This window comes from Pseudomonas oryziphila (genome assembly GCF_003940825.1).
Taxonomy (GTDB): Bacteria; Pseudomonadota; Gammaproteobacteria; order Pseudomonadales; family Pseudomonadaceae; genus Aquipseudomonas; species Aquipseudomonas sichuanensis.
Map to the genome: position 1 here is coordinate 3,698,827 of NZ_CP034338.1, position 24,656 is coordinate 3,723,482.

General features: G+C 56.9%; 16 protein-coding genes and 4 pseudogenes. 12 read left to right on the plus strand and 8 right to left on the minus strand.

Annotated elements, in window-relative coordinates; translation table 11 throughout:
* From cydB (EJA05_RS17440) to EJA05_RS17455, 4 genes are all read left to right on the plus strand, one after another.
* Positions 1 to 1,008, plus strand: coding sequence for a cytochrome d ubiquinol oxidase subunit II (gene cydB, locus EJA05_RS17440; RefSeq protein WP_125859191.1), 1,008 nt, complete (start codon positions 1 to 3; stop codon positions 1,006 to 1,008).
* Positions 1,009 to 1,020: 12 nt separating this feature from the next.
* Positions 1,021 to 1,161, plus strand: a complete 141-nt coding sequence (locus tag EJA05_RS17445) for a DUF2474 domain-containing protein (RefSeq protein WP_125861344.1) — start codon at positions 1,021 to 1,023, stop codon at positions 1,159 to 1,161.
* A 101-nt stretch (positions 1,162 to 1,262) separates the two neighbouring features.
* Positions 1,263 to 1,670: a DUF2946 family protein gene (locus EJA05_RS17450; protein WP_125859192.1), complete on the plus strand. Its 408-nt coding sequence runs from the start codon at positions 1,263 to 1,265 to the stop codon at positions 1,668 to 1,670.
* A gap of 78 nt (positions 1,671 to 1,748) precedes the next feature.
* Positions 1,749 to 3,809 (plus strand): TonB-dependent receptor, encoded by a 2,061-nt coding sequence (locus tag EJA05_RS17455; protein ID WP_125859193.1) that lies wholly within the window; start codon positions 1,749 to 1,751, stop codon positions 3,807 to 3,809.
* Between the two features lie 258 nt (positions 3,810 to 4,067).
* Here the strand turns inward: EJA05_RS17455 and EJA05_RS17460 are convergent.
* The 4 genes and pseudogenes from EJA05_RS17460 to EJA05_RS17475 all read right to left on the minus strand — a co-directional run.
* A pseudogene (locus EJA05_RS17460) lies at positions 4,068 to 4,952 on the minus strand (IS5 family transposase); the annotation flags it as partial.
* Between the two features lie 212 nt (positions 4,953 to 5,164).
* Positions 5,165 to 6,140 (minus strand): annotated as a pseudogene (locus EJA05_RS17465) (IS5 family transposase).
* A gap of 181 nt (positions 6,141 to 6,321) precedes the next feature.
* A complete protein-coding gene (locus EJA05_RS17470; RefSeq protein ID WP_125859195.1) occupies positions 6,322 to 6,870 on the minus strand; it encodes a cysteine hydrolase family protein in 549 nt (182 codons plus the stop codon).
* A 102-nt stretch (positions 6,871 to 6,972) separates the two neighbouring features.
* Positions 6,973 to 7,863: an MBL fold metallo-hydrolase gene (locus tag EJA05_RS17475; protein WP_125859196.1), complete on the minus strand. Its 891-nt coding sequence runs from the start codon at positions 7,861 to 7,863 to the stop codon at positions 6,973 to 6,975.
* A 121-nt stretch (positions 7,864 to 7,984) separates the two neighbouring features.
* Here EJA05_RS17475 and EJA05_RS17480 point away from each other — a divergent pair, with 121 nt between their 5' ends.
* Both EJA05_RS17480 and EJA05_RS17485 read left to right on the plus strand, forming a co-directional pair.
* A complete protein-coding gene (locus tag EJA05_RS17480; protein ID WP_125859197.1) occupies positions 7,985 to 8,956 on the plus strand; it encodes a GlxA family transcriptional regulator in 972 nt (323 codons plus the stop codon).
* Positions 8,957 to 9,167: 211 nt separating this feature from the next.
* On the plus strand, positions 9,168 to 10,619 hold the full coding sequence (locus EJA05_RS17485) for a di-heme oxidoreductase family protein (RefSeq protein ID WP_407692103.1): 1,452 nt from the start codon (positions 9,168 to 9,170) through the stop codon (positions 10,617 to 10,619).
* 56 nt (positions 10,620 to 10,675) lie between these two features.
* Here the strand turns inward: EJA05_RS17485 and EJA05_RS17490 are convergent, their stop codons facing one another.
* On the minus strand, positions 10,676 to 11,638 hold the full coding sequence (locus EJA05_RS17490) for a GlxA family transcriptional regulator (protein ID WP_125859198.1): 963 nt from the start codon (positions 11,636 to 11,638) through the stop codon (positions 10,676 to 10,678).
* A gap of 762 nt (positions 11,639 to 12,400) precedes the next feature.
* Between EJA05_RS17490 and EJA05_RS17495 the strand changes: the two genes are divergently transcribed.
* The 6 genes from EJA05_RS17495 to cydX all read left to right on the plus strand — a co-directional run bounded on the left by EJA05_RS17495 (position 12,401) and on the right by cydX (position 20,756).
* Positions 12,401 to 13,093, plus strand: a complete 693-nt coding sequence (locus EJA05_RS17495) for a hypothetical protein (RefSeq protein WP_125859199.1) — start codon at positions 12,401 to 12,403, stop codon at positions 13,091 to 13,093.
* 1,333 nt (positions 13,094 to 14,426) lie between these two features.
* On the plus strand, positions 14,427 to 16,064 hold the full coding sequence (gene cydD, locus EJA05_RS17500; RefSeq protein WP_223811850.1) for a thiol reductant ABC exporter subunit CydD: 1,638 nt from the start codon (positions 14,427 to 14,429) through the stop codon (positions 16,062 to 16,064).
* Between the two features lie 89 nt (positions 16,065 to 16,153).
* Positions 16,154 to 17,770 (plus strand): amino acid ABC transporter ATP-binding/permease protein, encoded by a 1,617-nt coding sequence (locus tag EJA05_RS17505; protein ID WP_223811851.1) that lies wholly within the window; start codon positions 16,154 to 16,156, stop codon positions 17,768 to 17,770.
* Between the two features lie 39 nt (positions 17,771 to 17,809).
* Entirely contained in the window at positions 17,810 to 19,432 is a 1,623-nt protein-coding gene (locus tag EJA05_RS17510; RefSeq protein WP_125859202.1) for a cytochrome ubiquinol oxidase subunit I, read from the plus strand.
* Positions 19,419 to 20,573, plus strand: a complete 1,155-nt coding sequence (cydB, locus tag EJA05_RS17515) for a cytochrome d ubiquinol oxidase subunit II (protein ID WP_125859203.1) — start codon at positions 19,419 to 19,421, stop codon at positions 20,571 to 20,573. Before EJA05_RS17510 ends, cydB (EJA05_RS17515) begins: the two co-directional genes overlap by 14 nt.
* Positions 20,574 to 20,600: 27 nt before the next feature.
* A complete protein-coding gene (gene cydX / locus EJA05_RS28830) occupies positions 20,601 to 20,756 on the plus strand; it encodes a cytochrome bd-I oxidase subunit CydX (RefSeq protein ID WP_125859204.1) in 156 nt (51 codons plus the stop codon).
* Positions 20,757 to 20,985: 229 nt separating this feature from the next.
* Here the strand turns inward: cydX and EJA05_RS28835 are convergent.
* The 3 genes and pseudogenes from EJA05_RS28835 to EJA05_RS17530 form a co-directional block, all read right to left on the minus strand.
* A pseudogene (locus EJA05_RS28835) lies at positions 20,986 to 21,093 on the minus strand (hypothetical protein); the annotation flags it as partial.
* Positions 21,092 to 21,465, minus strand: a pseudogene (locus EJA05_RS17525) (TolC family protein); the annotation flags it as partial. The pseudogenes EJA05_RS28835 and EJA05_RS17525, both read right to left, overlap by 2 nt.
* Complete coding sequence (locus EJA05_RS17530) at positions 21,462 to 24,641, minus strand: efflux RND transporter permease subunit (RefSeq protein WP_125859205.1); 3,180 nt, start codon at positions 24,639 to 24,641, stop codon at positions 21,462 to 21,464. The pseudogene EJA05_RS17525 and the gene EJA05_RS17530, both read right to left, overlap by 4 nt.
* Between the last annotated feature and the right edge of the window lie 15 nt (positions 24,642 to 24,656).

Genomic DNA, 24,656 nt, shown 5'->3' on the forward strand with positions numbered 1-24,656 from the left:
ATGGGCATCGACCTTCCACTGATCTGGGCGGTGATCATCATCTTCGGCGTGATGATGTATGTGGTGATGGATGGCTTCGACCTGGGGATCGGCATGCTCTTCCCCTTCGTCAAGGACGAGCGTGACCGGGATGTGATGATGAATACCGTCGCCCCGGTATGGGACGGCAACGAAACCTGGCTGATCCTCGGCGGTGCAGCCCTGTTCGGCGCCTTTCCGCTGGCCTACGCGGTGGTGCTGGAGGCACTCTACCTGCCGCTGATCCTGATGCTGATCGGCCTGATCTTCCGGGGCGTGGCGTTTGAATTCCGCTTCAAGGCCAAACCCGCCAAGCGCCACCTCTGGGACAAAGCCTTCATCTGGGGCTCGCTGGTCGCGACCTTCTCCCAAGGTGTTGCCCTGGGCGCCTTCATCGAAGGCATCAAAGTGGTCGAGCGCAAATACGCTGGAGGTGCGCTCGACTGGCTCACACCGTTCAGCCTGTTCTGCGGGCTTGGCCTGGTGGTCGCCTACACCCTGCTCGGTTGCACCTGGCTGGTGATGAAGACCGAAGGGCCGCTGCAGCAACGCATGCACGATGTTGCCAGGCCCCTGGCGCTGGTGCTGCTGGTGGTGATCGCCGTGGTCAGCCTGTGGACACCGCTGGCCTACCCGCAAATCGCCGCCCGCTGGTTCAGCATGCCCAACCTGTTCTGGTTCATGCCGGTGCCGATCCTGGTACTGGTGACGTTCTACGGGCTGCTACGTGCCGTGGCACGCAACGCGCACTACACGCCGTTCTTGCTGACCCTGGCACTGATCTTCCTGGGCTATAGCGGCCTTGGCGTCAGCCTGTGGCCAAACATCATTCCGCCGTCGATCAGCATCTGGGAGGCCGCAGCGCCGCCGCAGAGCCAAGGCTTCATGCTGGTGGGCACACTGTTCATCCTGCCTATCATCCTCGGCTACACGTTCTGGAGCTATTACGTGTTCCGCGGCAAGGTGACCCATGAAGACGGCTATCACTAGGAGCCCAACGTGATGACACCCAGTGTGAAGCAACCGATGTGGCGCCGCCTTGCCTGGCTGATGCTGATCTGGGCAGGCAGCGTTGCAGCGCTGGGTCTGTTCGCTTGGCTGATCCGACTGTTCATGATGGCCGCCGGCATGCGCAGCCATTGAGCCCTCGCCGTGGTGCGCCTGCGACAAAAAAGCGCACCACGGAACTTGTACAGCCCGCAACGGATGCGGCTTAATACGCGCCACATTCGTTCGGGTGACTCATGCTTACACGTGCACGTGCACATCTTTGTCTGTTCGCCTGCTTCGCCGTGCTGTTCAACCTGCTGGCGATGCCGCTCGACCGTGCCTTGCAAACACCCCGTATCGACAGCCAATCGCTGATTTTCGGCAGCTTCTGCAGCTTGCACGGCGCGCAGAGCCTGCCCAAGTCACTGCTGGCCCAGCTCAAGGCCGGGCTGCCGCAACTCGATGATCAGCCGGAAATGAAACACCAGGCTGGCGACTGCTGCTGTGGCCATGCCGGGCATGCCTTACTGGCCAGCGACTACTATCGTCACCTGTTCCCCCGCTTCTGGCCCGATGCACTCCTGCTCGGTGACAGCCACAGGTTGCCACTGCCACGCGAGCAGTGGCCAAAGCTGAACCCCCGCGCCTCTCCCCTGGCCTGACCCGTCGCTGATTGCCAACGGCTGCGCCGTGACCTGCGGTGCGTAGCCCTGCTCGACTGTCTAGCCAGGAAACCTTTCATGCCTGCGTTGTATAGCACCGCCCGTGCGGTATTCCCGCTGTTTGCCCTTACCTGTGTTACAACCCTGACCCCTCTGTCGATGGCTGTGGCCGAGACGTTGCCCAGCCAAAACGCGACCTTGATCCTCGGAGCGGTCTCCGTGACCGGCACGCAGAGCGGCCCGCTGGCCACCAGCAGCGTGCTCAGTTCGGTGGACATCCTGGGGGGCGATATCCTCGAAAAGATGCCCGTGACCTACAGCTGGGAACTGTTCAGTCGTGCGCCAGGGGTGCTGTTGACCGAGTTCAACCAGGGCACCACCTCGGGCAAGTTGTCGTTCCGCGGTTTCAATGGCGAAGGCGAAGTGAACGCGGTGAAGCTGCTGATCGATGGCATCCCCAGCAACACCAACGACGGCAACATGCCTTTCATCGATTCGGTGTTCCCCTTGGACATCGACAGCATCGAAGTGGTACGCGGTACGAGCGACCCGCGTTATGGCCTAAACAACATCGCCGGTAACGTCAACATCAATACCCGCACGGGTGGCAACTACAACAAGGCGCGTCTGCGCTACGGCAGCTTCAACACCCGCGAAGTGCAACTGGCCAAGGGCATCGAGACCAGCAACTGGACACAGAACTACTTCTTCGGCCGGCAGCAGGTCGACGGTTATCGCGAGCATGGCGACACCGAGCGCTACAGCTTTGGCGGCAAGTGGTTCTACACCCCTGACAATGGCAGCTACCGCGTCGGGCTGATCGCGCGTCATTACGAGTCCGAAGCCCAGGAGGCCGGTTACCTGACCGCGGATGACGCCCGCCGCCATCCGCGCATGACCAATGACTACAACGCCACGGACAAAGGTACTCGGCGAATGAACCAGGTCAGCGTGCACTTCGACACCGACCTGGCCGAGACCCTGTCCTGGTCGGCCAAGACCTACCTCAACACCTATGACGACCGTCGCTGGACGCAGTACTGGCGCACCAGTTCACAGCAGGAGCGCGACACCTACGAGGATCAGTACGGCGCCATCACCTCGCTGACCTGGAGGCCAGAGGTGGACTGGTTGCATGCGTTTACCCTAGAGGGCGGCAGCGATATGCAGAAGCAGGAAAACCGTAGCGAGCGCTATCGCACCGTCAGTCGTGTGCGCCAAGCGCAGACCCGCTATCAGGACTTCGATTTCAATACAGTCGGGGCCTACGTGCAGGCCGAAATCGAGCCGATCGAGTCGTTGAAAATCGTCCCGGCGTATCGCGTTGACAAGATCAGCGGTGATTTCACCAACAAGATGACCGGGCAGGGCTACGACATCAACGACTACGGGCTGATCAAGCAGCCCAAGCTCAGCATTGTCTATTCGCCGTGGACGTTCGCCAGCGTGTACGCCAACTGGGGACGCACCTTCCAGGTCGGGACAGGCGCTGCCGCCTACAAAGTGCCGCCGCGCAACGAGGACCTTGCCCCATCGATCAACGAAGGCTGGGAAACCGGCGTCAAGTTCACCCCGTCCAGTTGGGTCGATGGTCGCGTGGCTTACTGGCGTCAGGACGCGACTGGCGAAGTGAGCCGTCGTCTGAACGACCCGAGCGGCGAGTCTGACAACGTCGGCGAAACGCGTCGTTGGGGGTACGACCTGCAGGTAAATCTGCATCCTGACGAGCGTACCGAGGTGTGGATGTCGTACTCCTGGCAGTACTCGAAGATCCTTGAGCCCAGCAGCGCGCTGCCTGGCAGCAAGGGCAAGGAAATCGACCACGTGCCGCACCACCTTTGGAATACCGGTATCAGTTACCAGGCCACCCCGGCGCTGCAACTGACAGCCTGGGCGAACGGGCAAACCAACTACTACCTGGAACGCGAGAACACGCAGGGCACCTATGGCGGCTACGTGCTGATGAACCTTGGTGCGACCTACAAGCTCAGCGAGACGATGAGCGTGGACCTGCAGCTGAAAAACCTGACCAACCGTTACTACGAGTATGTCTGGTTTGACCCAGATGGGGCGGATGCCTCACTGCACTCACCCGGTGATGGCCGTGCAGTCTATGCCGGACTGACCTTCGATTTTTGAGTGGTGGGCGCTTTCGGTTTTCACTGAAGCGAGCTATGGTTGGATCGGTCGAGGCTCTCGGTTGGAGCCTCGTCTGCGGTCAGACCGAATCCACTCAAGGGAATGAGCAATGCAACGACGTGACGTTCTGAAGGCTGTTGTAGGGACAGCTGCCGTGGCCATGACAGCTTCAGTGGTGGCTGCCACTGAAAACCATGAACATCACCATGATCACGGTGCCTCTGGAGTTAAAGAGTTCGCCGGTATCATTGATAGCAGCAGCCCTCGAAAGCGCACTTTCACGTAACCAAATTGCCGTTTGATCACCCGAAACGGTTGCTCAACCTTGGCCCGTGTCTGAGCTTTGCAGTACTCAATTTGGCGCTTGGCTTTGTAAAGCAGGCTGCGTTTGTTCAGCTTGGAATACGTGCTGCGGCGCGCGGCGACTTGCCAGATCACCTCACGATTTTCATGCTCTTCGCGCTTCTCGACACCGGTGTACCCGGCGTCTGCATACACCGCGTTTTCTTCGCCATGCAACAGCTCGGCGACCTGTGTGACATCGGCCACATTGGCTGCGGTGCCATGGACGTGATGAACCAGGCCGGATTCAGCATCGACGCCGATATGAGCCTTCATCCCGAAAAAATACTGATTGCCTTTCTTGGTCTGATGCATCTCGGGATCGCGCTTGCCTTCTTCGTTCTTGGTCGAACTTGGGGCATGAATAATGGTGGCATCAACGATGGTGCCCTGGCGCAACGACAGGCCTTTCTCCTGCAAGTAACCGTTGATGACCGCAAGGATCGCAGGTGCGAGTTGATGCTTCTCCAGCAAGTGCCGGAAATTCATGATCGTGGTGTCTTCGGGGATCGGCGCACTCAGCGTCAGGCGTGCGAACTGGCGCATAGGCGTGATTTCGTAGAGCGCTTCTTCCATGGCCGGATCGCTCAGGGAGAACCAGTTCTGCAACAGATGGATGCGCAGCATGGTTTCCAGCGGGTAGGGTTTTCTACCGCCGCCGGCCTTGGGATAGAACGGCTCGATCAGCCCCAGCAGCCCAGTCCAGGGCACGACCTGATCCATCTCGGCGAGGAAGCGTTCGCGGCGTGTCTGCTTGCGCTTGCCGGCATATTCGAAGTCGGAAAAGCTCATCTGGCTCATGGGTGGCTCGGATCAGGTGGTCAGGCGTATTTCAGCACATTTGGGGACTTGATCGGAGAATCCCTAAGGAAGGTCTGAAATACCCACCGATTTTTTGATGGGCTTACTACTTGAGGCTCAAAAAATCATAAATCGGTCGAAAATCAGACCTCTTTGTCCTTAATTCACAGGGCTTTCCTCTGGTCGCGCTGTTTCAGGGCTATTGGCCCGCATTACAGGCGCACCTCGCCCATACCCATCAACCGTTTTCGCACCATCCACAAGTTTGACAACGCGAACAACGTTGTCTGCTGCGCGATGTTTTTGCCAGACCACGAAAGCGCACTTTCGTATAATCAAACTGCTGCTTGATCACGCGAAACGGGTGCTCAACCTTGGCTCGCACCTGCGCTTTCGCATATTCGATCTTGCGGCGCATGTGCCCAATCAAACTCTTTTTTCCGTGTTTTTTACAGCTGCTTGGGCGAGCCGCAATCGACCAGATCATCTTGCGGTCCTGATGCTCGGGACGTTTGTCCACGCCGGTGTAACCGGCATCGCCACACACATAAGTCTCCTCGCCGTGCAGTAATTGATCGACCTGCGTCACGTCGGCCACATTCGCCGCCGTGCCCACCAAGCTATGCACCAAGCCCGATTCGGCGTCGACGCCGATGTGCGCTTTCATCCCGAAGAAATATTGGTTTTCTTTCTTCGTCTGATGCATCTCAGGGTCGCGTTTACCGTCCTTGTTCTTTGTAGAACTCGGCGCGTGAATGATCGTCTCATCGACCACCGTGCCCTGGCGCAACATCAGTCCACGGTCGCCCAGATAACCGTTGATCACACCGAGAATTCCGTTCGCCAGTTCATGTTTTTCCAGCAAGCGACGAAAGTTGAGGATCGTGGTTTCATCGGGAATCCGATCCAGGAGCAAGCCCGAAAACTGGCGCAGAATCGATGTTTCATAGAGCGCCTCTTCCATCGCCGGATCGCTGTAGCCGAACCAATTTTGCAACAGATGAACGCGCAACATCGCCATCAACGGATAGGTCGGACGGCCACCCTCACCCTAGGGATATGCGGCTCGATCAAGGCAATCAAGCCCTTCCAGGGCACCACTTAATCCATTTCGATCAGGAAACGCTCGCGGCGGGTCTGCTTACGTTTGCCTGCGTACTCGGCATCGGCGAAGGACATCTGTTTCATCGGGGCTCAACCGTTCGATTCGTGTGAGACGGGTATTTCACCAGAGTTGGAAGTCTTTTCAGAGTTTCCCTAATGGCGAAATTTATTTTGAAATCAAGGCCAAAAGCGACGTCAGCAAAGTCGTCGTTTGTAACAAGGCACGTTACCTTAATCAAAACCACAGGTGCCCGCTCACAACTTTCTACTTGGTCGGAAGATAATCATCAACTGACTTTACAGCAGCATAGCCAAATTCAAACGCCGCCATTATTGCAGCGTGCACGTGAGCCGCAGGTACATTCACCCCTCCGAACGAAACGTCGAGCGTAGCGCATGCATCATGCAACACGGTTACAGGGTAACCCATATCAACCGCAGCACGCACAACTGCATCAATGCACATGTGGCTCATTGCACCTACAATCACAAGACGCTGGATGCCCCTCGCATCCAGTTGTTTTTTTAGTTCAGTTTCCCTGAACGCGTTTATATGATTTTTAACGATTACCGCTTCTTCACCAGTCGGCGAAACCGCAGGCTGCGTCTCCACGCCATGGGAGCCTTTAATAAAAAACCCAGCAGCATTATCGTCAGACTCATGCCGAATATGAAACACAGGAAGACCTGTACTTCGGGCGTGATCAATTACCCGTCTGGCACTCGCCACAGCGGCTTCGATGCCGGACAAAGGCAGCTTGCCAGCTGGCAAGTATTCATTCTGAAGATCAACTACAACAATACCCGTCTTCATTTATTATTTCCAAAGTAGATTTGAAGTAAAAGCAAAGATCCTTGTACCAGCACAGTGGACCATAACTGCCATTGCAAAAACCAACACCACCACTAAATTCTATTAAAAGCTCAGCGACTCCCCGTCTGCTGGGATCTCTACGCGGGAAGCGATCCCTTCCTTCCTGACATAGGCACGCAATGCTTCTCGGGTTAAAGACATATGATTCACGGCGTCCATATGCACTGCAATAATACGGGAATTTTTCGCAGCTCGAGTCGCATGCAGTACATCTTCCTCGCCCATGATTATCGCCCCCTCATACCCAGTCATTAGTGCCTTGCCGGCGTTGAGCACAATAATGTCAGGGTTATATTTCTCGATGGCGTGATCTACCTCTTTACGCCAAATAGTGTCACCGGCAACGTAAAGGGTTTTATAGCCGGGCGCCTGGAAAACTACACCCATCGCTTGGCCCAACGCCTTTGCGAGCGCTGGCGTAGCATACATTTCGTCGGTGCCGTGCTGGCCACCTGTCTTGCTGATTTTGACCCCGCCAAATTCAACTTCACCCTCAAGCACACGCACATTCTTGAAACCTTGCGAACGAATGAGTTGCGCATCTTCTTCGTGCTGTGTGAACAACGGGATATCTTTAGGCAAGGTTTTTTGAGCAGCATCGTCCCAGTGATCAAGGTGAGTATGAGTGACGATGACCGCATCAACGCCAGAAACAACCTTGTCAGCAGGCTCAGGCAGATCAACCAGCGGATTGCGAAGGTTGCTGCGATAGGTCTGCTCAAACCCTGGGTAAGATCCCTTTTTGGCCAACATGGGATCGATCAGGAACGTAGTGCCCGCGTAGGTGATTTTTACCGTCGCGTTACGAATCTGCTGCATTTCTACCGAATGAGATGCACCAGAGTCTGGGGTAGCGGCTGCCTGAGCAAATGCAGGGGTATTGATCACACCACAAGCAAGACAAAGGGCCAAGGTGAGCGATTTCAATCTCATAAGACAATCCTCTGGGTTCTGGGGTGAACCTATTGTTGCCGGATACTCGAAGAGGCAACAGTGGCCTAAATGACATAATTCGATATAATCGGGCCAACATCCCACAAACAAAGGCTTGCCCATGCCCTCCCTACGCGTTGCTGTCCTGGCGTTCAATGGCGTAAGCCTGTTTCACCTGTCTGTGCCAGGGATGGTGCTAGGCACAGTCGAAACTTCCCCCGACGAGCCTCATTATGAAGTCGGCTACTGTGCCGAAGTACCCGGGATGGTGACCAGTGACCAAGAGCTTGGTATCGCAATAACCCATGGGCTTGAACTCATGCACGCCTCTGACGTAATCGTTATCCCAGCGTGGAGCGATCCTGCCATTGCTGCATCCCCACAGCTTGTGAAAGCGCTCCAACTCGCCAACACCGAAGGCAAACTTATTGTAGGTTTGTGTTTAGGTGCGTTCGTGCTCGGCGATGCCGGCCTGCTTGATGATAAAGAGGCGACGACTCATTGGATCGCCCGTGACGCCTTTGCACAACGCTTTCCAAAGGCTCGCTTCAGGCCCGAAGTGCTGTATGTGAGTGCTGACAACATCATGACCTCTGCAGGCACCATAGCGGCCATAGACTGTTGCCTGCATCTGATACGTCAGCGGCACGGTGCTGATGCTGCGAACCGCACAGCTAAATTACTGGTGACCCCCCCTCACAGACAGGGTGGACAGGCACAGTTTGTGGAGCGGCCTGTGCCGAAGTTGGCGTGCGCGACCCATTTGTCGGATGTACTGACCTGGGCGAGAGGCAATCTTTCCAGCAATTTGTCGCTTGATTCACTCGCAGAGGCCGCCAGGATGAGCAGGCGGACGTTTACCCGCCGTTTCAAGCAAGCAACCGGGAGTACCGTGTCCGCCTGGTTGAATGCTGAGCGAGTGGTAATGGCACAGCAGTTGCTGGAAACGACTGACTTACCGATCGAATGCATCGCGAGCGAAGCAGGTTTTGGAACGGCCCTCTCTTTGAGACAACAATTCAGCGTTCATCTGGGCACATCGCCTTCTGAGTATCGGCGGATGTTTTTTCGTGAGAGGAATCCAAAAGCATGAAGAAAGTGCCATAACAGCCGGCGATCACATGCTCCAGCCGCTGCGACACCCCGTCGCATGCATCTGCCCGGCACCGAATACGCTCGCTGAAATAATACGCCCACCGACGACCTGCGTCACGCCGTCGCGCCTGCGGTTTGCTACGTACTGCCAATAGACTCTCTGAGACCCGCAAAGCCGCTGGGCATTCGAGAGGAAAGCTGTGAAAGCAATCTGCTTGCATCTGTTGAATACCGCCACACCGCACTGGCTACGAGCCCCCATATCTCCCCTCCTCGCTCTCACGCTATTCGGCTTGCTCGCCGGTTGTGGTGACCCTGATGCCAAGCCAGAACCGGGCGAGCAAATGCAAGGCGGCAGCACCACTGTGCAACGATTCGACAAAGATGCCTTTTCCATGCCCTCAGCAAACCTGACGCCGCTAAGGCGCATGGATTTTTTCGTTGGCAATGCATTCTTCCGGGACAACTGGCACGTTGCCCGAGAGGGTGCACATCAGAATGCCCGTGTCGGACTGGGCCCGCTATTCAACACCGACGCCTGCCAAAGCTGCCATATCAAGGATGGCCGAGGCTTTCCTCCCGTCGAAGGCAGCAACCAACCCGCACGGTCGTCGCTGGTGCGCCTGTCGATTCCGGCAACCGGGCAGATCGAACAAATCGAGCGCCTCGGCGCCATCCCCGAGCCCACCTACGGGCTGCAACTGCAGGACAGGGCAATCGATGGCCATGCCCCGGAAGGCCGCATCCACCTGCGTTATCAGCCACATTCAATCACCCTGGCGGACGGTGAACGGATCACCTTGCGCAAGCCGCTGATCGATATTCGCGAACTTGGTTACGGTCCACTGCACCCGCAGACACAGATGTCGCTGCGAGTAGCGCCGCCAATGATCGGCCTAGGCTTGCTGGAAGCTATCCGCGAGATCGACATTGAACATAATGCCGTGCGGCAGGCGCAAACGGGTGGCCCTGTGCGGGGGCAGTTGAACCAGGTCTGGGACGACTTGCATCAGCGCACCACGATCGGTCGATTTGGCTGGAAAGCGGGCCAACCCAACCTGGACCAACAGAACGCACACGCTTTCGCAGGCGACATGGGCCTGACAACCCACCTGCTACCATCAGACGACTGCACCGAACATCAGATAGCCTGTCGCAAAGCGTTACAGGGCGGTACTCCGGAAGTCACCGACAAGATTCGCGCGCAAGTGCTGTTCTACACGCGTACCCTGGGCGTACCCGCCAGGCGCGGCGTGGATGAGCCCCAGATACTCGCAGGCAAGGGAATATTCCATTCCGTAGGTTGCGCTGCGTGCCACCGTCCGTCATACGTTACCGGTGAACACCCGGCACCTGAACTGTCCGAGCAACGTATCTTCCCCTATACCGATCTACTGCTCCACGACCTGGGCGAAGGGCTGGCCGACCACCGCAGTGAATTCCGGGCCGATGGTCGCCAATGGCGTACCACACCGCTGTGGGGCTTGCGCCTGACCGCAACCGTGAGCGGTCACACACAACTGCTGCATGATGGACGTGCACGCAGCGTGCTCGAGGCCATTCTGTGGCATGGCGGCGAAGCCAGCCAGGCGCGCGATGCCGTTATCACCATGGGCCAGAAGCACCGTGAAGCCCTACTGAAGTTTCTTGAGTCGCTGTAATCAGCGTAACGCCATTGAATGCAGTATGTCAGATCAACACTATCTTAAATTCAATTTTATTGATACGAATTAAAGCGAGCACGATACTCCGCCGGGGTGACGCCGACATGCTTGACAAACCGTCGAATGAGCGTTGACTCGTTGCCAAACCCGCAGCTTTTGGCTATCGATTTTAACGGGCTATTTGAAGTAACGAGCAAATCGCGAACCGCGTCCAACCGCAGCAACTCGACCATCTTGCTGGGTGTGCACCCTGTGCTTTCAGTATAACGTCGGGCAAAGGTTCTCTCACCCATGTTCATGAAGTTTGCCAGTACAGACACCGAAAGATCGCCACTTATATTATTATTTAACCATGCATGAAGATCTGAGAAATGACTGCTCTTGGATTGCAGTGCCAAGGAGGAACTAAACTGCTCCTGCCCCCCTGGGCGCTTCAAGAAGACCACCAAGTGACGCGCCACTTCGAGTGCCGCCGCGTGCCCCAAATCTTTTTCGACGATGGCAAGCGCCATGTCAATCCCTGAGGTCACACCTGCCGACGTCCATATATCACCATCATTGATAAATATAGGTCCTCGTTTAACCAGCACGGAGGGAAAAGCACTTTCCAATTCATCATAGGCTGACCAATGTGTCGTGACGTTACGGCCCTCCAGCTTACCGGCCGCCGCAAGCGCAAAAATGCCCGTACACACCGAGACTAAACGCTGGGCAGTGTTAGCATGCTCAACAAAGTGGGAGAAAAATCTTGAATCTTTGCAAAATTCCAGTATCCCTGGGCCGCCCGGCACAATCAGAGTATGCGCAGGTGGTGTTTGAGCATCTAAAATTTCAGCATTCATTGAAAATCCAGAAAACACCTCCGGAGTATCCTGTAGAGCAATTATCGACGCCGAGTAGGGCGGATGTGTAGAACGTGCCAAATAATTGGCTGCAACGAAAACCTCCAACGGCCCTGCTAGGTCAAGAAGACTAATTCCAGAATAAACAAAAAATTGTATCGACTTAATCTGCATTCATAGACACTCCAAAAAACGCCCATTGGCACGCTAGCAATCTTGATCACTTTGACTGAAATCGTCAATGTTTTGTCATTCACAGCAGCAAGGATTAATTTACCCTTTCTCAACAAGTCACGTTGACCGACCAATCACCAGGCATGCCGCCCCCTGACGAAGGTGCTGAACAGGCCTTACCCAGATGCTGACTCGGGCTGCTAGACCGTTTCGCAACGCGCGAAAATCTAACGACTTCCCTACAGCCAAGACTCGAGGTTGGCTTCATGTCGAACAGTATAAAAAACACCCTAGCGTTCAACGCAACTTCAGGTGGCTTCACCCTGCCAACGTCTGCACACAATATCATTGAGTTCGATGCACAAATGGATGAGAGCTTGCCCCTCGAAATCCTGCTTCTCTTAAAGAACATACAACAGGTATCGCCCAACTGTGCTGGGTGTACACTCAAAAAAACTCAACAGCCTTGGAATTGGATCATTGCATTCAATTGGCGTGACGCGACCTCCATGCAGCGTCATTTTTCCTCCCGTGCGCTGCAAATCCTTCTGAAGCTATTAGTTCCTAGGTGTTCCAGGCTGCCTTTCGGAGATACGTCAACCACCGTAGCGTAATGGCCCCACTCAGCATAGACCACCACGCCATGTGGCTGACCGCCCTACTCACACCTATACCTTCAACCAATAAAAATTACCGCTCCGTATACAGGCAAACATTTCATTCAATGCAGATATCAACCGCCCACCCAAGATGAGGCCAATAATGCTCCGCACACACACCCGCTTAAACTTTAACTCAAAAAACATATCGATCCTACTCAAGCCAATGTTAACTGCCGCGCTACTTTTAATAGTTGCAGGCTGCGCAAGAACACAATCTTATGAAGACACTTACAACACAGCTTCGGCCCCTAGTGAATTGCCGTCCGGTCCTATTGCCCTCGTCATGTCTGACTCTGCAACCGAAATGATCAGAGAATTGACCACCTACCATGATCATTTCAAAAAAGGCTGGGCGGCACACCTGTACACACAAGCCATACGCCAAGCATACGTCGAAACTTCAGACCCCGACTTGAGCTTGGCCGGCGTTACGTTAATTCTCAAAAAGCGCTTTGGTGAAGTATATAATTTTCAAACCTTTGAAGATGCCTCACGCAGCGGGTTGCCTCTCGTTGTAAAATTGGACATGAAAATTCGGCTTATCAACAATCGTTCGTCGGAACCGGCATCCCGACTCTCACTGGGCTTTTACACGCCAGATCAACGTCATCTGGGAACCGTTAAATCCAGCACCTGGCGCGTACTTACACCGTTATGGGCGCACAACAAACGTGAGCTTGAGATCGTAGCGGACATACGACAACAGGAAGTAATCCAACGGCAATCGCTTGAGTTACTTGAGCAACGCCTGATGCACATACCTATGGAAGGCGTTAGGGATAATCTGAAATAGCTGGGTATATTGGTCTATAGAACGGTCAGCACTTCAAACCGACGCACGTGAAAACCAGATCAATCCGCTTCGATTTATCAGGCCATCGATCACTGCAAAACGCGTCGCTGACCACGTCCCGAAAGCGGATTTCTTCATAGCCAAACTGGCGCTTGATCCCCCGGATCGATTCATTGATCTTGGTGCGAATTTGCGCTTTTACGCTCTCGATCTTGCGTATCGTTCTTACAAAGCGTTGCGTTTTCCTCACCGTGCAGCAGTCTGCCGACCGGACAAATTGCCGCAGCCCTCACACAGGTATATCCAGCCAACGGCGCAGACCAACAAGGCCGGACTGCATGATTGGTGACCAGGCGAAATCCCGATTTTCAGGTACTTGAAGAGGGATCGTTGCTGAGTTCTCCGGTGCGCCACCCTTCCACTGTAAAAGCATGAAGGGGCAACTGGAACAGACCAATACGATCCCTTGTACCCGGTTTGCATCGGTGGCGGCCCAGTGCGTGGCGGCCCAGGCGAGCATTGCTCGCAACTGGTTCTCGGTCACTGTCTCGGCGTAAAGGGACTGCAGCAACTATCGGCACAGACTGATCGGAAATGTCCAGTCGTGGCGTGGACCGACTGTTGAACCCAGGCAACCAACTGCGGGATCAATTCCTTGCCAGCAACCACGTCAAGTTCAAGAAGCGTCGGACAGCAGCGCAATAACAACTTCCGATAGTGCTCCCATTAAGCACGGCTGTAGTTCAGGTCATATGTCGGCGCCAGATAAAAGCACTGACCAACCTTGCGCCGTGCCAGACCCGCGTATTTTTCTTGCATAGTGAACTCACTCCACCTCGGCAATCATCAACTTTCACGTGCGCCGTGAACTGCAACGCAATTTTCACAAAAAATGCCATTGACCCACATCAATAAAAATCATCTTTTAGCTTATAAACTAGCAATAACAACCATTATACGTAACCGCGACGATCAGCCACACCATTCTATTGTCAAGCTGAACAATAGGGAACGCGAGTGGCTACGCGCACTGGAACGGCAACGTAGCGTCTATAGAGTCACTACGTGCGTCATTGCGTCGCACTTGAGCTGCAATAACGAAAAAAAATAGAATAGCTGTTAATAAAACACCCCATAGAAAGCAGCCAGAAAAAGTGCTTCCGATTATTGGTTTTTCGATAACCGAAGATACATCGAACGTTCTAGATAAACGCCAGCCGTGCCTTGCTATGAGATATGAAATGAATTGTCAGTGCTCGTTTTATCCGGTCATCTATCGGGACCTTCGTGTTTACTCGCCGAATCTATGTGTAGCAGCAAGAGCGAGAAAGCCATGTTAGGTCACCAAGCACCGCGCTTCGGAGCCATTCTGCAAACCTTCGCGGCATTGTTCTGGCTTGCTCAGGCAGCAGCTATCGCCTGGGCGGTTCAAAGCCTGCTGGAAAATCGTGGTATGGCCGCAGTCTGGCCGGCTGCGTTAACTGTGCTGTTGGTCGGCGTGATACGTAGCCTGGTCGAAGCCTGGGGCGGGCGAGTTCTCTACCGCAGCGCGCGGGCCCACATTTCCTCACTGCGCCACGATGCACTCATCAGCCTGGCAACCCGCTCACCACAGGATACCCAGCGCGCCAGCTCTGGCGAGGCAGCCAGCGTGCTGGCCGAGCAGGCAGAAGCACTGCTGCCGTATCTGCTGCGCTACCTGCCCGTGCAGCAACGCGTGATGATCCTGCCACTGCTGATTGCCGCTGTTACCACCTGGTTCTCATGGATGGCCGCACTGGTGCTGTTGTTCGCAGCCCCGCTGATTCCGATGTTCATGGCACTGGTCGGCTGGCAAGCCAAGGCTGCAGCCGAGAAGCAGTGGGTGGAGGCAGGGGCCATGAACGGGTTTCTCCTTGACCGCCTGCGCGGCCTCACAACTCTGCGCGCCCTGGACGCCGTCGAACATACCGCCGAGCGCCTGCAAAACTCGACCCAATCGTTGCGCAAACGCACCATGCGCGTGCTGCGTATCGCCTTTCTATCATCAGCCGTACTGGAGCTGTTTTCAGCGCTCGGGGTGGCACTGGTTGCGGTTTATGTGGGTTTCCACCTGCTTGGCTATTTGAACTTCGGGGCATGGGGCGCTCGCTTGAGCCTTGGCGAAGGGCTTTTCATTCTGCTCCTGGCACCGACCTTCTTCGAGCCGCTGCGCGAGCTATCTGCGGTCTGGCATGACCGCGCTGCGGGCACCTCGGCCATCGACGCGATGGTCCGCCTCACTGAGCGCGGCGTCTCATTGCCTGAGCGCAGAACAGCGCCGCCAGGCAGCGCCCTGCTGAGCCTCAGTGAGCTGGCCGTACAACACGCAGGCAACCAGCAGCCGGTCTTCAGGGGCCTGTCGCTCATCCTGCAATCAGGTGAGCACCTGGCTGTTACTGGCACCAGCGGTTGCGGCAAATCCACCCTACTGGCAACCATCGCCGGTTTGCTGCCGGTCAGCGCTGGCAACCTGAGCACCACACTCAAGCCCGGAGAAATCGGCTGGATCGGCCAGCGGCAACATGTATTCGCCGGCACCGTGCAAGCCAATATCTCGCTGGGCCGGCCTACTGTGGACAACGCTGCAGTGCAACAGGCTCTAACGCTAGCTCGCCTGCACGCGGTAGACCAGGCACACCCCCGGCAGATGCTTGGTGAGGGCGGCGTAGGCCTGTCCGGAGGCGAAGCGTTGCGCTTGGCTCTGGCACGCATCGCTGCCGACCCCTCGATCCAGCTGATTCTGGCGGATGAACCCACCGCCCATCTCGACCGTCAGACGGCTCGCGAAATCACTCAGGCACTGCTCGAACTGGGGCGCGGTCGCACGCTGCTCGTTGCCACCCACGATCCGGCGCTGGCGGCAGCACTCGACAGGCAGATGAGCCTCGATGAGCTCTGTCTGCCGCACCAGAACCCTCGGCGAACTGAAGAGCAGCTGCAGCCATGTTAAGTCCTCGTCTGTCCTCCTCACTGCGCAGTCTGCAACCGCTAGTGAGATTGTTCTACACGAAACACCGTAGCTTGCTACTGAGCGGTGCAGTGCTGGCCTGCCTGACAGTACTGGCCGGCATGGCTCTGCTCGGGCTGTCTGGCTGGTTCATCAGCGCCACAGCGATCGCTGGCCTAAGTGCTGTCACTGCCTTTGCCTTCGATGTGTTCATGCCGTCGTCCGGTATTCGTCTGTTTACCTTGCTACGCACTTTCGCCCGCTTCGGCGAACGCCTGGTCAGTCATGACGCCACCCTAGCGGTACTGGCCGATCTGCGTGTACGCCTTTTCCGTGGCTGGGCGGCACCGCAAGCAGCGCGCAAGCTCGCCCTGCGCCCCTCCAGCTTGTTGTATCGCCTGACCGGCGATATCGACGCTCTCGATTCGCTTTACCTACGCCTACTGATTCCCCTCGGCGCGGCATCGGTAGCAACGCTCGCTGCCGTCATCACCCTCGCGATGATAAAGGTGGAGCTAGGCATCGCCGTTTTACTGGCCATGGCCCTGACCAGCCTACTGATTCTGCAGCGCACCTGTACAGCAGCGCTGCGCCCGGCACGCCTGCGCGCGCACGCCGTCGAGTCATTGCGCAGTGGCACTGCTGACTTGGTAGCCGGGCAGAGCGAATTGCTGCTGGCCAACCGCTTGGGTGCCCAGTGCCAACATATAGAGCGCATCGATGCACGACTGGCTACTTACGATGATCAACTGCACCGTATCGATACCCGCGCAGTGCTGGGGTTTGGACTGCTTAGTCATTTGCTACAGGCGACCACTCTACTGGTTTGCGGCTGGCTGGTAGTCAATCAGGTGATCGCTTTGCCGGTAGCTGTGCTCGCTATTCTCGTCACCCTCGGCATGAGCGAGCCACTGGCCGCCTTGCGACGCGGTGCATTGGAGCTGGGCCGCACCACGCTGGCGGCAAGCCGCCTTGGCCCGCAACTGAGTAACCGTGATGATTGGAGAAAACTGCCGTCAGTCACGGAAAAGGGCTCGAATGCGTTCATCCTGGACAACATTAGCGCCCGCTATGAAGGCAGCAGCAACGACTGCTTGCACGGAATCGACATGCAGTCGCAGCACGGTGAACGCATCGCCCTGATCGGGGCAAGCGGCGCCGGTAAGTCATCATTGTTAGCACTGCTGACTGGCGAGCTGTCGTCACGCTGCGGCAGTTTTCAGATTGCCACGCACGGCTGGCTGACTCAGCGCACCGAGCTGTTTCAGGACAGCTTGCGTGACAACCTACGCCTGGCCAACGCCACCGCAAGCGACGAACAACTCTGGCAAGCCCTCGAAATTGCGGGCCTGGCCAATAGCATCGCCGATTGGCCGCACGGTCTGGACACACTACTGGGTGAGGGCGGCATCGGCCTGTCTGGTGGCCAGGCCCGGCGCCTGGCCCTGGCACGCTTGTTATTGCGCAAAGCCTCGGTATGGCTACTGGACGAGCCGACCGACGGCCTTGATGCGCTGACCGCCAACGACGTGCTGAATCGCCTGGACGAATACGGCCGCGAACACACCTGGTTGCTGGCCACTCACCTGCGCCGCGAAGCCCGGCTGGCCGAGCGTCTCATACAGATTGAGCACGGTCGCATTACTGCCGATCACCAACGTGGTAGCCGGGATTATGACGAGCTGTTGCGCAGCTTGCGCGACGACTGACATGCCCTCGACGAATTCACTACACCAAAGGAAACAGCCATGGACTTAGACATAGTCAGCCTGTCGCGACTGCAATTCGCGCTCACTGCGCTCTATCATTTTCTATTCGTACCCTTGACGTTGGGGCTGTCCATTCTGCTGGCCATCATGGAGACCATCTATGTAATGAGCGGGCGGGTCATCTGGCGGCAGATGACCAAGTTCTGGGGCACCCTGTTCGGTATCAACTTCGTCATGGGTGTGGCCACCGGCATCGTCATGGAGTTCCAGTTCGGCATGAACTGGAGCTACTACAGCCACTACGTCGGCGATATCTTTGGTGCGCCGCTGGCCATAGAAGGGTTGATGGCATTCTTTCTGGAAGCAACCTTCGTCGGCCTGTTCTTCTTCGGCTGGGACAAGCTCACACAGGTAAAGCACTTGGCCGTTACCTGGCTAATGGCGCTGGGTACCAACTTCTCGGCGCTGTGGATCCTGATCGCCAACGGCTGGATGCAAAACCCGGTGGGTTCCGAGTTCAACCCACAGACCATGCGCATGGAGGTCAACGACTTCTTCGCCGTACTCATGAATCCTGTAGCTCAGGCCAAATTCGTACACACTGTGTCGGCCGGGTATGTCTGTGGTGCGATCTTCGTAATGGGCATCTCCGCGTGGTACCTGCTCAAGGGGCGGCATGTCGACCTGGCCAAACGCTCTATGGCGGTTGCCGCTTCCTTCGGACTGGCCGGCTCGCTGTCGGTAGTGGTGCTCGGTGACGAGAGCGGTTACCTGTCTGGAGAACACCAGCAGATGAAGCTGGCAGCCATCGAGGCCATGTGGGAAACCCAGCCGGCACCGGCCTCCTTTACCGCCTTCGGCTTCCCCGACCAAGAGGCGCGCGAGACCCACTATGCGCTGCACATCCCCATCGTCATGGGCTTGATCGGCACCCGCTCACTGACAACGGAGATGCCTGGTATCATCGACCTGGTAATCAGCGCCGAGGAACGCATTCGGCGCGGCATCCTGGCTTACGATGCACTGGAGCAGATCCGTGCCGAGGGTTCCACAATCAGCATCTCGCCAGTGCTCAAAGCGATGTTCGAGAGTACTGGAGTCGATCTGGGCTACGCCCTACTACTCAAGCGCTATGTCGATGACCCGCGTCAGGCGACCGACGAGCAGATCAGAAAAGCCGCGTGGGACACCGTGCCACAGGTGGCCCCGTTGTTCTGGACGTTCCGCATAATGGTCGCCCTGGGCATGTTTTTCATCGTGCTCACCGCCGTATTCTTCTGGCTGTCCACACGCCATCGCGTGGATAAGCACCGCTGGCTGCTGAAGGTTGCGGTATACGCCATCCCGCTGCCATGGGTCGCCATCGAGTGTGGCTGGCTGGTTGCCGAATACGGTCGCCAACCGTGGGTCATCGAAGGCGTACTGCCAACCGCACTGGCGGTGTCCAGTCTCGGTGTAAAAACGCTGCTGCTGACCATCGCCGGCTTCGTGGCGATCTACACCGTGCTGCTGGTCATCGAGATGAAGCTAATGCTCAAGGCCATCAAGCACGGCCCAGAAGACGAGGCAGAGCAGCCTGAGGTCATGCAGCCAACGCTGGCTTCAGTCGCAACTCACCAACCTCTCCACTCGTCTGCGGAGTACTTCCATGATCCTGCATGAACTATTGAACTACGACACCCTGCGACTCATCTGGTGGGTATTGTTGGGCGTCCTGTTGATCGGCTTTGCAGTGATGGGCGGGTTCGATTTGGGCACCGGTACCCTGCTGCCATTCATAGCAAAAACCGATCTGGAGCGACGCGTGGTGATCAACGCCGTCGGCCCTACATGGGAAGGCAATCAGGTATGGCTGGTTCTCGGTGGAGGTGCCATTTTCGCCGCCTGGCCGCAGCTCTACGCCGTATCGTTTTCCGGCTTCTACCTGGCCATGTTCATCATTCTGGTGGCACTGATCATTCGACCGGTGGCGTTCAAGTACCGCAGCAAGCTCGAGTCGAAGGCTTGGCGCAACAGTTGGGACTGGGCGCTGTTCGTTGGAGGCTTCGTGCCCGCCCTGATCTGCGGTGTAGCGGTGGGTAACGTTATACAAGGCGTACCGTTTCGCCTGACACCCGAAATGTACATCTACTACGACGGCAGCTTCTTCGAGCTGCTCAATCCCTTCGCAGTGCTCTGCGGCCTGGTTTCGGTGAGTATGCTAGTCGCCCATGGTGCGGCCTGGCTGCGCATCAAGACCGACGGCGTGTTGGCTGACCGAGCGCGCACCATCGGCAGTATCGCCATGCTGACCACCATCGTTCTATATGCATTGGCCGGAGTAGCGCTTTGGCATTGGATCGAAGGCTACAGCATCACCTCAGTGATCAACACGACCGGCCCTTCCAACCCCCTGTTCAAGACCGCCGCTGTCAGCCAGCACGCTTGGTTCACCAACTACGACAGCAAGCCCTGGACATTACTGGCACCGGCTCTTGGTTTCGCCGGCACGCTGCTGGCCTGTCTGTTGCTGCGTGCCCGCCGCGACAATCTGGCGATGCTCGCCAGCAGCCTGGGTATCGCCGGCATCATCACCTCGGTGGGCATGTCGATGTTTCCCTTCATCCTGCCGTCTTCGGTCGATCCTCGCTTCAGCCTGACCGTATGGGACTCCTCATCCAGCCACATGACCCTGTTTATCATGCTGGTCAGCACGGCGATTTTCCTGCCGCTCATCGTGGCCTATACCACTTGGGTGTACCGCGTGTTATGGGGCAAGGTCGACGCCAAGGCTATTGAAGGTGGCAAGGGCCACGCTTACTGATCACTTGTTAAATACAGAGGTTTTCACATGTGGTACTTCGCTTGGTTACTCGGTCTGCCTCTGGCGGCAGCGTTCGCCGTACTGAATGGTATGTGGTTCGAAATGACCGAAGACAATACGGTACGTCGCGCCCTGAAGAGTGAAATACCTTCGGAAGGCAGCGCCAACAGCGACGCCAGTTAATGCAAGTCGGCCAGTCATCTGTGCACGCGTGTACAGGCGACTGGCATCCTTGACAATCATCCCAAATCATGGAGCCGAAAGCGGCTTGGGAATAGATAGGGCTGCCCCCCAGCCGCAACCTCATCAACACCTCCATGATTTCACCTGTCTCGCGCGATAGCGGACGATACATGAAGGGATCTCTCACTCTCTCGAAGCATCCGCACCTGAAGCTACCAACTATGGAATATCACATGGCAACGATGCCGCGGTACAGGTCGACTTCGGCCTGCGCCTGGGAGTCTTCAGCCGCCAGGCGTTCGCGCTGGGCGTCGAGCAGCACCAGGAAGTCCACAGTCACTTTTCACGCGCCGTGTGGTATGCCCAGGGATCTGGCCCTTGGCCTGGTCACTGCTGGTGATGGTTGGCATGGCGTCATTGCTGGCGTCATCGCGAATCGCCCGGGCCGCCCGCAGCCGGGCAAAGGCGACCCGCAGTTCGCGGTTGCCCTGCAACGACTGGGTCACCAGTTGGTTGAGGATCGGTTCCTCGAATTGCTGCCACCAGATGCCTTCAAAGTGTGCCCGGTCAAAATTCTTTTGCCCGGCGGCGCCATCGGTGGCGGCCGTGATATGGGCCGCTTCCCGGTTCTGGGTCTTGTAGTCCGGGCCCACGGCGCAGGCGCTCAGCGCCACGGCAACAGGCTCGGCAGGAAGACTCTCAAGCTCATTGCTGCGCCTCCAGTTTCGGGGCGCGGGCGGCTTTGCGAGCCTCACCGCGTTCCACATAGTTGCGGATCAGGACGTAGAACACCGGGGTCAGCAGCAGACCGAAAAAGGTCACCCCCAGCATCCCGGAGAACACCGCAACACCCATGGCGTGGCGCATTTCTGCACCAGCACCGCTGGAGAGCACCAAGGGCACCACTCCCATGATGAAGGCGAACGAGGTCATCAGGATCGGCCGCAGACGCAAGCGGCAGGCTTCCAGCACCGCAGCCTGAGGGTCTAAGCCTTCCTCTTGTTTGTCCTTGGCAAACTCGACGATCAGAATCGCGTTCTTACACGCCAGGCCCACCAGTACGATTAAGCCGATCTGGGTGAAGATGTTGTTGTCACCCCCCGACATGATCACCCCGGCAATGGCCGAGAGCAAAGTCATCGGCACGATCAGGATCACCGCCAGTGGCAAGCTCCAGCTTTCGTACTGGGCGGCGAGCACCAGGAACGCCAGCAATACGCAGAGCGGGAACACGAACAGCGCGGTATTGCCCGAGAGAATCTGCTGGTAGGTCAGGTCGGTCCACTCGTAGGTCATGCCGTTGGGCAGTTCCTCCTTGAGCAGCTTCTCGATGGCTTTTTCGGCCTGGCCGGAGCTGTAGCCTGGGGCCGCTGCACCGTTGATCTCTGCGGTGATAAAGCCATTGTAGTGCATCACGCGGTCCGGGCCTGAGGTGTCGTTGACCTTGATAAAGGTCGCCAGCGGGATCATTTCGCCTTTGTTGTTGCGCACTTTGAGCTGGCCGATCTGCTCCGGTTCAAGGCGGAACTGTTGCTCAGCCTGGACGTTGACCTGATAGGTGCGACCGAAGCGGTTGAAGTCGTTGGCATACAGCGAACCCAGGTAGATCTGCAGAGTGTCGAAGATGTCGCTGACGGCCACTCCGTGGGTCTTGGCTTTTTCGCGGTCGATAGCCGCATCGACCTGGGGCACGTTCACCGTGTAGCTGGTGAACAGCCCAGCCAGTTCGGGCACGCCGTGGCTTTTGTTGATGATGTTCATGGTTTCTTTGTACAGCTCGTCGTAGCCCAGGTTGCCCCGGTCTTCGATCTGCAGGCGGAACCCGCCAATGGTGCCCAGGCCCTGTACCGGCGGCGGCGGGAAGATCGCCATGTAGGCTTCCTGGATTTCGCCGAATTTGCCGTTCAGCGCACCGGCAATCGCACCCGCGGACATGCTTGGGTCTTTACGCTCGTCGAACGGCTTCAAGGTGACAAATATCACGCCGTTGTTCGTGCTGTTGGTGAAACCGTTGATCGACAGGCCCGGGAGCGCCGCGGTGCTTTCCACTCCCGGCTGTTTCAGGGCGATGTCGGACATGCGTTTGATCACGTCTTCGGTCCGGTCCAGGCTCGCGGCGTCCGGCAGTTGCGCGAAGGCGACCAGGTATTGTTTGTCCTGGGCGGGTACGAAGCCGGTTGGGGTATGGGCGAAGCCGAACCAGGTCAGGACCATCAGTCCTGCATACAGGAACAGTGCAATGCCACTGCCGCGAATCACTCGGCTTACGGTGCCAACATAACCGTGGCTGGCTTTCTCAAAGAAGCGATTGAACGGACGGAATAACCAGCCACCGAACAGTTTGTCGAGCGCTTTTGAGACGCGATCCTTCGGCGCGTTATGGCTACGCAGCAACACGGCGGCCAGAGCAGGGGACAAGGTCAGGGAGTTGAACGCCGAAATCACCGTGGAAATCGCAATGGTCAGGGCGAACTGTTTGTAAAACTGCCCGGTCAAGCCGCTTATAAAGGCCGCTGGGATGAACACCGCACACAACACCAGTGCCGTGGCAATGATCGGGCCAGTGACTTCGCTCATGGCTTTTTGAGTGGCTGGGAGGGGCTCTAGACCCAGCTCAATGTTGCGTTCAACGTTCTCCACTACCACGATGGCGTCGTCCACCACGATACCGATAGCGAGTACCAAACCGAACAATGACAGCGCGTTAAGCGAGAAACCGAACATGTGCATGACCGCAAACGTACCAATCAACGAAACTGGCACGGCCACCAGCGGAATGATTGAGGCTCGCCAGGTTTGCAGGAAAAGGATCACCACAAGGACGACTAGAATCAAGGCTTCGAACAGAGTGTGTACCACCGCCTCGATAGAGCCACGCACGAAGACGGTCGGGTCATAGGCGATGGCGAAATCCATACCTTGCGGGAAGCTTTTCTTCAGCTCAGCCATTTTTTCACGAACGTCGTGTGATATCTGGATCGCATTGGAGCCAGGACGCTGGAAGATTGGCAATCCTACCGCCGGATTGTTATTGAGCAAAGACCGCAGGGCGTATTGGTTGGATCCCAGTTCCACCCGCGCGATATCCTTCAGTCGTGTGATTTCGCCGTTATCGCCGGAACGAATGATGACCTTCTCAAACTCTTCTTCAGTGACCAGTCGGCCCTGGGTGTTCACCGACAACTGGAAGGCGGTCGCATTCGGGGCTGGTTGCGTGCCCAAGGCACCAGCGGCCACTTGACGGTTCTGCTCGCGAATTGCGGTCACCACATCGGTAGCGGTCAGGTCGCGCGACGCGATCTTGTTCGGATCCAGCCAGACGCGCAGGGAGTAGTCGCCCATGCCAAACAACTGCACATCACCCACACCGCTAAGGCGGGCCAGCTCATCCTTGATGTTGAGAATCGCGTAGTTGGACAGGTAGAGCATGTCGTAGCGTTTGTCCGGCGAGGTCAAGTGCACCACCATGGTCAGGTTCGGGGAGGCCTTGTCCACAGTGATACCGATGCGACTCACTTCCTCAGGCAGTTTCGGCTGGGTCCGTGTTACACGGTTTTGTACCTGCACCTGAGCGTTGTCCAGGTCGGTGCCCAAGGCAAAGGTGATGGTCAGGGTCAGCTTGCCGTCGGCGGTCGACTGCGATGACATATACAGCATGTTCTCAACGCCGGTGATGGCCTGCTCCAGCGGCGCCGCCACGGTTTCACCGATGACTTTGGGGTTGGCCCCTGGGAAGTTAGCGCGTACCACCACAGTTGGCGGAACCACTTCCGGGTATTCGCTGATCGGCAGTTGGAACAGCGAAATTGCGCCGGCGATCAAAATCAGCAGCGAAAGCACCGCGGCGAAAATCGGCCGTGAAATGAAGAATTGGGAAAAATTCATCGGAGTTGTAGTCTC